The 7956-nt window shown below is 32.8% G+C and carries 8 protein-coding genes; 7 read left to right on the top strand and 1 reads right to left on the bottom strand.

What is annotated here, in order from left to right; translation table 11 throughout:
- The coding region (locus tag SLS51_RS20020) for a DUF4277 domain-containing protein (RefSeq protein ID WP_323840351.1) at positions 1–148 on the bottom strand (148 nt) is incomplete at its 3' end.
- Positions 149–1710: 1562 nt separating this feature from the next.
- On the opposite strand from SLS51_RS20020, the gene SLS51_RS20015 reads away from it, so the two are divergent.
- The 7 genes from SLS51_RS20015 to SLS51_RS19985 all read left to right on the top strand — a co-directional run bounded on the left by SLS51_RS20015 (position 1711) and on the right by SLS51_RS19985 (position 7788).
- A complete protein-coding gene (locus SLS51_RS20015; protein WP_323840350.1) occupies positions 1711–1932 on the top strand; it encodes a glycosyltransferase family protein in 222 nt (73 codons plus the stop codon).
- Between the two features lie 35 nt (positions 1933–1967).
- Positions 1968–3239 (top strand): glycosyltransferase family 4 protein, encoded by a 1272-nt coding sequence (locus tag SLS51_RS20010; RefSeq protein ID WP_323840349.1) that lies wholly within the window; start codon positions 1968–1970, stop codon positions 3237–3239.
- Positions 3240–4313 (top strand): nicotinate-nucleotide--dimethylbenzimidazole phosphoribosyltransferase, encoded by a 1074-nt coding sequence (cobT, locus tag SLS51_RS20005; RefSeq protein ID WP_113027214.1) that lies wholly within the window; start codon positions 3240–3242, stop codon positions 4311–4313.
- Positions 4314–4675: 362 nt separating this feature from the next.
- Positions 4676–5341 carry an HAD family hydrolase gene (locus tag SLS51_RS20000; protein WP_323840348.1) on the top strand — a complete coding sequence of 222 codons (666 nt, stop codon included), beginning with the start codon at positions 4676–4678 and terminating at the stop codon, positions 5339–5341.
- Positions 5334–6779, top strand: coding sequence for a class I adenylate-forming enzyme family protein (locus SLS51_RS19995; protein ID WP_323840347.1), 1446 nt, complete (start codon positions 5334–5336; stop codon positions 6777–6779). The genes SLS51_RS20000 and SLS51_RS19995 overlap by 8 nt, the downstream gene beginning before the upstream one ends.
- A 15-nt stretch (positions 6780–6794) precedes the next feature.
- Complete coding sequence (locus tag SLS51_RS19990) at positions 6795–7052, top strand: acyl carrier protein (RefSeq protein ID WP_323840346.1); 258 nt, start codon at positions 6795–6797, stop codon at positions 7050–7052.
- Positions 7053–7056: 4 nt separating this feature from the next.
- Positions 7057–7788, top strand: a complete 732-nt coding sequence (locus SLS51_RS19985) for a WbqC family protein (RefSeq protein ID WP_323840345.1) — start codon at positions 7057–7059, stop codon at positions 7786–7788.
- Positions 7789–7956: the final 168 nt, after the last annotated feature.

Raw genomic sequence — 7956 nt, 5'->3', positions numbered from 1 at the left:
CCAGAAAAGCGTCGCCGTGAGAGACGGTATGCGATGAATATTTTGGGATAATGGCATCAATCATGCGGGGTAAACCGGCTTCATGACAAAAAGCGGCGATAAGGCCAAGATAATCGAGACGTTTAATGGCAGGTACGGGTGTAGACATATTCGCTATCCGGCAAATAAAAGTAATAGATCAAAATTGGCGATTACCGTCAACCCCACCGATGTCATCAATACAAAAAACCTGTGTAAGATCACATTATTTTTAAATCAGAAATACGGTGCGGAATGACGGATTAATAGAGTTACTTTCTATTTATCTGGATGGGTGACTTCATTTTATATTTTGTTTATCTGTAATCAACCGATCAATAGATAAATGGTTGTTATTATATTGAATTTGATCGTAATAAATTGATTAATACAACTACCTGAGTATCAGCAATGAATATGGGATATAAAGGATATTAGGAGCAGGTATTATCTTGACTAAACTGGTAGTACAGTAATGAAAGGAGTGAGCAAGAAAGTTCAGAGCTAGCTTTGACAGTTATTGGATTACAGACATGGATATATTGTAGTGACACTATTTGGCTCTTAAAACCCATTTTATGTGAAATTTATAACTAAGTGGAGTTATTGCATTGGTTTTTATTAAATGATAATAATTTACTATATTAAAAGTGTTCTAAATTTCGATAGCATCTCGAAGAAGAATATATGGATAAGAACAGAATTGTTGTCTTTGAAATAAATGGATTCCAAGCGAGTAAGAAGTCTATGGTTTTTTAGGAGTGCTTTAGTTAGCAAGGGCGGTAGCGTTAGTAGTTTAATAACTTCGATCTTATAATGAGTTAAAATATAATTTCAAAGTGTTTTTAAAGGATAATCAAGAAAATTTTATAAAGTTGCAGACTTAATATTATGTATTGTAGATGATGAATACCTCATTATTGATTCTGAATATAGGATAACTTGTATTCTAAGAGAATATTATGAATGTTTAAGTATAGGTATTAGCTTACTTTATTTATAAAAATTCATTGTTTGTAAATTATTAATAGAGAAATCTCTTCAATACAATCTATACCCAATGGATTTCAAGATGGATCGCGACGGCAAGGGAGCGAATCCCCGGGAGCATAGATAACGATGTGACCGGGGTAAGAGAGTGAAGCCAACAAAGAGGCAACTTGAAAGATAACGGGTATATAATTTGATTGTGAGAGAGATAGAGTATTATACAATCCCGGGCTAAGGTAACGACTGATACAGTATTCTTGCAGTGAACTAATCTTATTATATTTACATAGAGACAGTATTTAAAATTTGACTAAATATGGTTATGATGTTCTAACGATTATTGAAGAATGATTTTATTCACCAACTGAAATACATTTACTCTAAGTTAAATTATATTATTTAAATTGTTCTGGTTTTAATCCGCCATTTTCATTGTGCCGACAATAGTATTATCATAGTAACAGCTTTTTTCTTCATTTTTCATATTAATTCATTAGTTTTAATTATGTGTTATATGGGTATTGAGAGAAGTATCAATAGCTCTCTAACTTTTTATATTTTCAATGAGCAATAATTTCGGAGTTTAAGTTAAATATAATACTAAGATAATAATTTGTAAGAAGAGGTATGGAGATTATTTATGAAAGTTGTTATTTTATGTGGTGAAAAAAAGGCTTACGTATTAGAGGTATTTCAGATGATGTGCCTAAGGCATTGATTCATATTGGGGATAAGCCAATCTTATGGCACATTATGACAATCTATTCAAGATTTGGTTATAATGAGTTTATTTTATGTGTAGGATATAAAGGTCATGTTATTAAAGATTACTTTGTGAATTATGCAAATTACAGCAGAGATTTTACCATTCATATGGGTGATAATTATTTGCAATATCATACGGATATTTCAGAATCTAAGTGAAAAATCACATTTGTCGAAGTTGGGTGGATAAAAAAATGATGACTATTTTTATTTTATCAAGAGAATATCCTCCTTTTACAATAGGTGGAACCAGTACCGTTGCATGGTCTTTAGCTAAAGGTATTTCGTCATCGTGCGATGGGAAAGTTGGAGTTATAACGAATACTACAAAGGAGATTAATTCTCACGAAGTATATGGTAATCTTCATATCTATAGAGTAGCGAATGAAAAAATATATACCAATCATTCAAATTTATCGGATACTATTATCAGATCACATTATCGCCTCTTAAAAGGAGTGAATTATTTAGTAAGTAAGTTGGGTATGCCCGATGTAATACTATTACCAGATTTGTTTTGTTTCCCAGAAGCGAAGATAGTGTCAAAATTATATAATTGTCCAATTGTTAATATTCTATCACAAGATTTTAGGCGAATCGTTCCATATGATAAAAGCACATTTCATATGGTTTCAAATGCAATATCAGCAAGTCACAATAGTTTATTTAATTTGGAAGAAAAGTCGTTACGAATGTCGAATTATAACGTTTTTATTAGTAACTCGATCTTTAATAGCATAAATGAAAATTACAACCTTGAACCTAATAACCAAAGTGTAGTTTATTTAGGCATTATACTTGAAGAAATGACTCCACTAACTGTAGAAGAGTATGCAAAAAGGAGAGAAAACGTAGTCAGTACTGAAGAAATCTTGATTGTTGCATGTGGTCGTTTAGTACCTGTAAAAGGAATGAATTATCTGATTGAGGCAGTTTCTCTATTGAAAAAAAAGGTTTCAAATATAAGATTGTTAATTATAGGAATTGGGCCAGAGCTCTCTTATCTACAGGAATTAGTTCATCAATTTGAATTAGAGGAACAAGTTATATTCTTGGGTGATATACCAAGAAAAGATGCTTTGGTATATTTTAAAATAGCAGATATTGCAGTGGTTCCATCCATATGGGAATCGTTTTGTTATGTGGCAGCGGAATTTATGGGAATGGGTAAACCGATAGTTTGCACAAGTGTTGACTCATTAAATGAGTTAGTTAGGGATGGAATAGATGGAATAAAGGTGGCCGTATATTTGAAAGATGGAAAACGAATATTGAATCCAGAAGATATCTTTCGTGGGATACTGCGTTTTATTGAAGAACCAGATTTAGCTAGAAAAATGGGTGAAAGCGCGAGGGAAAGAATATTGACAAATTTCAATAATACTTTATTTGTTAATGGGATTATGGATGTATGTAACAAGTTATTGTCTAAACAAAATACACAAAAAATTGCTAGGTATGATTGAATGATAAAAGAAGAGATAGTTAAAGATTATCTGAAAAAGATAAAGCCTGTTGATCATATGGCTAAAAGAAGAATTATGCTAAAAGAAGCAAAGTCTTTAAAGATATCTGGTAGTCTGGGGATTCTCGACACAATTGCAAAACAGGTTTTATCAATTAAGGAAGAAATAAATCCATATAACTTTAAAAAATCTATTGTTGTTATGGCTGGTGATCATGGGGTTGCTAAAGAGTCCATCTCCGTTTTTAAATCGAGTGTCACAGGAAAGTTATTGCAGAAAATCAGTGAGGGAAAGGCTCCTATTAATGCGATTGCTAATACTGTAGGCGCATTCTTAGTACCTGTAGACATGGGTGTTACTGAGATTGTTAAATCATGTCCGACTGTTCTTAATATGAAGTTGGGATATGTTACGAATAACATAGCCAAAGGACCCGCTATGCATAGGGGGCAAGTAATTGAGGGGATTCTGAAGGGAATCCAGCTTGTTTCCTCAGAGTTGCTCATTCACAGTGACATTATTGCAGTAGGAGAGATTGGTATAGGGAATACAACATCAGCCAGCGCAATTACAAGTTTGTTGTGTAAGATATCTCCTGAGGAAACTGTAGGACAGGGAACAGGAATCTCCTTGGATGTTCAAGATCGCAAAATAAATATTGTAAAAAAGAGTCTGCTCATTAATATGGCAAATCCTGACGATCCAATTGATATCCTTACTAAATTGGGGGGATTTGAAATAGTTGGTGTAGTTGGTGTGATATTGGGTGCTGCGATTAATAAGATACCTGTTGTTGTTGATGGATTTATTAGCAGTGTAGCTGGGCTCCTTGCCTACAGAATGTCACAAATTGTATCAGAATATATGATTATATCGCATTTATCAGCAGAACCAGGCCATAAATATGTAGTACAAGAGTTAGATAAATCACCTTTGTTAAGTTTAGGAATGAGGTTAGGACAAGCATCAGGGGCTGGACTTACCTTACCGCTGATTGAATCTGCTTGTGCTGTGTATCTAAAATCAGCGACTATTCGTGAGTCTGAAATTACGGCTGAAGATAAAAATATATGATTTTACCCAATAACTGAAGATGTAGTTCTATAGGAAACGCTGAAAGTTTACGGTACTGTTTGCTGAATGCGTACTAGGGGTTGTTTGTTATAATAATGAAGTAATGGAAATTTTATCATATATTAAAAGTAAAGCTGATGCAGGGAAAAATGTTTGTCAGTTGGGAATAGGCGATAAATACAATATTTGATTTACATAGAGTGTCATATAATTGCAGTTGTAAATATTCTATTTTCGGTTATCTGTTATCAATAGCTTATGAAAGACTAATGTAATTAGGTGGGGATGATATCAGGCATAGATCACTTAACAGTGTATCTATTAATGGTAGGTAATATTATACAGGTTATAAGGTGTATTGAATGGATAATAGGAACGACAAGCCATGTATTGTATTTGATTTGGACGGAACGTTAGTGAATACGTGGAATATTCATTTGAAGACGTGTTATGAGACTGCATTAGAAGTAACAGGAATACAATATAAGAAGTTGGATATTATTCGTGCAAATAAGGTGACCGAAAGGGAAACATTAACTGCTTTATTGGGGAAGATGGACAATGACAAGGAGTTAAAATTCTATACTGCAAAGTTTATCGCTAATCTTGACTTATATAGAGTAGAACGATTTGAGGGAATAGACAGAATATTAGAATTTTTAAGCTATAGCGGCAGTCCGGTTGGATTATTTACAGGCAGGAAGAGAGAAACCACCATGGCCTTGTTGGAAAAGACAAATCTTACTCGTTATTTTCGAAGTATTATAACTGCTGACGATGCGGTTCGTCCTAAACCATTTGAAGAAGGCCTGATAAAAACCATTGAAGAGTTGAAAGGGAGTAATGAAAGAAGTTTATATATAAGTGACACATTAACTGACATAGAGATTGCTAATAAGCTAAATGTTTCATCTGTTTTAGTTAGTTGGAATCGAGGGCTGTTACCATCACGGGGAAAAATGAAAACGGCCATTATTAATGATCATAATGATCTTTTTGAGCATATCAAGAGGTTTATTGATGAGTGAAAAAAGTAAGATGTATGAGTATTTTTTGAAAGTTGCTAATGTTAGATCTAATAGAACTGCTATTAATAACAAAAAAGAGTCTATAACATATGGTCAATTGAACGAATATGTAAATAAATTGACGAGACACTTAAATCATCATGGAATTATTAGTGGTACGTCTGTGGGCCTTGTTCTGGTAAATAGCATATTAAACGTAATTAGTGTGCTTGCATTATCAAATATAAAGGCAAAAATGATGTTCTTTCATCCTAAAATGACTGCTCAGGAATGTCAGAAGATAGGTTTATTTTCACCAGAATATATTATTTTTGATGAAAATGAGTTTTTTATAACGGATAATACTTTTTCTTTGGCTGATTATGAAAAATATTTTAGCATGTACCTGACTGACTTTCGTGAATCTACGATATTTCAAATGGGTTATAAACACGATATGAAAGGAAGTATGATGTTTTTTTCTTCGGGTTCAGCAGGTAACCCAAAGGGAATTGTGAAAACTGAAGAACAAATATTGGAGGAGGCAGGACAAATAGTTTCTACGTTAGGAATCAAAGAGTGCGATCGTATAGTTTGTTCTGCTCAATTATGTCATTCGTATGGCTTCATGTTTGGAATGACAGTACCGTTGCTAAATGGTTGTGAAATAACTTATACAGATCCAATTATATTAGTCTCAAAGTTGGAAAGTTTGCTGAAAAGCAATACGATTTTTATTGGGTTGCCTACCCACTATCGATTGCTATGTGAGTATAGTAATCAGAAATTTGGCAATATTAGAATTGCGTTATCAGGTGGTTCAGCAATGTCATTGGAGGAAAAAAATAAAATTGAATTTCTTGATATTCAAATAAGCAATATCTATGGTATGTCTGAAACAGGTGCTCTTATGATTGAGAACAATAAATACAATGATAGGAGTTTATTTACGTATCCCTATCGTCTTATTACAGGTGTAGAAATGAAACTGGACTATAATGAGTCATATGATTTTCGAGGACAATTTGCTTATGAGCTCCTAGTTAAAACAAATGCTCTATGCGTTTGTATAATAGATGATGGAAAAGTTAAAGAAAACTATTTTGATCAATGGTTTCCGACTGGAGATTTGGTAGTTACAAATGAAAAAGGGTTCCATATTGTAGGAAGAAAGGATTTAACAATCAATGTTGGAGGAAAAAAAGTCAATCCATTTGAAATTGAATTTGTGCTGAAAGGACATCCTAGTGTGAATGAAGCGATCGTATATGGCATATCGGATGTAAAGAGAGGTCAGGTCCCTATTGCACTTGTGACGGTTAAGCAACATATTGATAAGAAAGAATTATTTGATTTATGTCGTGAAAAATTATCAGTACATAAGATACCCCAAAATATAGAAGTTAGAAGTTCATTACCAACTTCTTCGATGGGAAAAATTTTAAGAAAAATTAAATGAATATAGGTGATTATTATGATAACAAAAGATTATATTGAATTGAAACTTTCTCAAATGCTTAAAGAAATTCTTGAACTAGAAAGTGTTCCTGAGATAAAAGTAGATAATTTAATAGAGCAATTTAATATGGATTCTATTGCAGCATTGGAATTATTGGTTAGAATAGAGCAAGAATTTCATATTCAGATTCCAGATGAGGAGTTAAGTGTTAATTTGATTAATTCTTTTCATGGTCTTGTTGTTTATATTGAAAGAAAATATAATAAAGATTAGAAAAATGCGTGTATCAATACATCAGCCACATTATCTCCCTTGGTTGCCATTAATTTATAAGATTATAACTAGTGAAGTATTTGTTTTTTTAGACCATATCAATTACTCCAAGAATGATTGGGTAAATAGAAATAAACTAAAGAATGCTAATGGATCTTTTCTTCTGACGATTCCCATAAAGAAGAAAAGTGGTAAGATGATAATTAAAGAAATATCTATTTATGGAGAGGGCTGGAGAGAAAAACATCTAAAGGGGTTTTATTATAACTATAATTCAGCAATGTATTTTGATGATATATTCCCATTTTTAGAGGAGGTATACCGAAGAGAGTGGATACACGTATCTGAAATAAATTATGCGATGCTGAAATGGGTTATTGGTTTTTTGAAATCAGATGTAAGGGTTATAAAGTCTTCAGAACTGGGGTTATGTAGCATAAAAAATGATTTGTTAATTGACATTTGCAAGCTCGTAGGAGCAACAGAGTATATTGCTGGTAAATATGGGTATGAGAATTATTTGGATCGTCAACTTTTTGAAAAAAACGATATAAGTATAAGGCCAATAGAATGGAATTGCCCTATTTATACACAATGCTATGAAAATAAAGGTTTTATTCCTAATTTATCAATATTCGATTTACTTATGAATTATGGTTATAATTCAAAAAGCATTTTGCTCCAAGGTGGTACATTGGAATATACCACACGATGCGACACTGATAATTTCGGGTAATTGTTTTATAGAATGTCTGTTACAGTCGCTCAACACGGTTACCTCACGGCGAGTATACTAGTTGATAAATTAATCCTGAATCTGCCTAGGGTGATGTATTTCTGTTGCCTATGAAACTGTTAGTTAGCACCGATTTTGGGGGAAGATCAATACCCACTTCATCTTCAT

Origin of the sequence: Photorhabdus africana, from assembly GCF_035181445.1 — a bacterium.
GTDB lineage: Bacteria > Pseudomonadota > Gammaproteobacteria > Enterobacterales > Enterobacteriaceae > Photorhabdus > Photorhabdus laumondii.
Note: the sequence above shows the minus strand (reverse complement) of the source record. Positions and strands in the feature narration are given on the sequence as shown.

Coding starts and splice junctions, on each gene's coding strand:
- SLS51_RS20010 (WP_323840349.1), top strand. CDS start 1,968: ATGATGACTATTTTTATTTTATCAAGAGAATATCCTCCTTTTACAATA.
- cobT (WP_113027214.1), top strand. CDS start 3,240: ATGATAAAAGAAGAGATAGTTAAAGATTATCTGAAAAAGATAAAGCCT.
- SLS51_RS20000 (WP_323840348.1), top strand. CDS start 4,676: ATGGATAATAGGAACGACAAGCCATGTATTGTATTTGATTTGGACGGA.
- SLS51_RS19995 (WP_323840347.1), top strand. CDS start 5,334: ATGAGTGAAAAAAGTAAGATGTATGAGTATTTTTTGAAAGTTGCTAAT.
- SLS51_RS19990 (WP_323840346.1), top strand. CDS start 6,795: ATGATAACAAAAGATTATATTGAATTGAAACTTTCTCAAATGCTTAAA.
- SLS51_RS19985 (WP_323840345.1), top strand. CDS start 7,057: ATGCGTGTATCAATACATCAGCCACATTATCTCCCTTGGTTGCCATTA.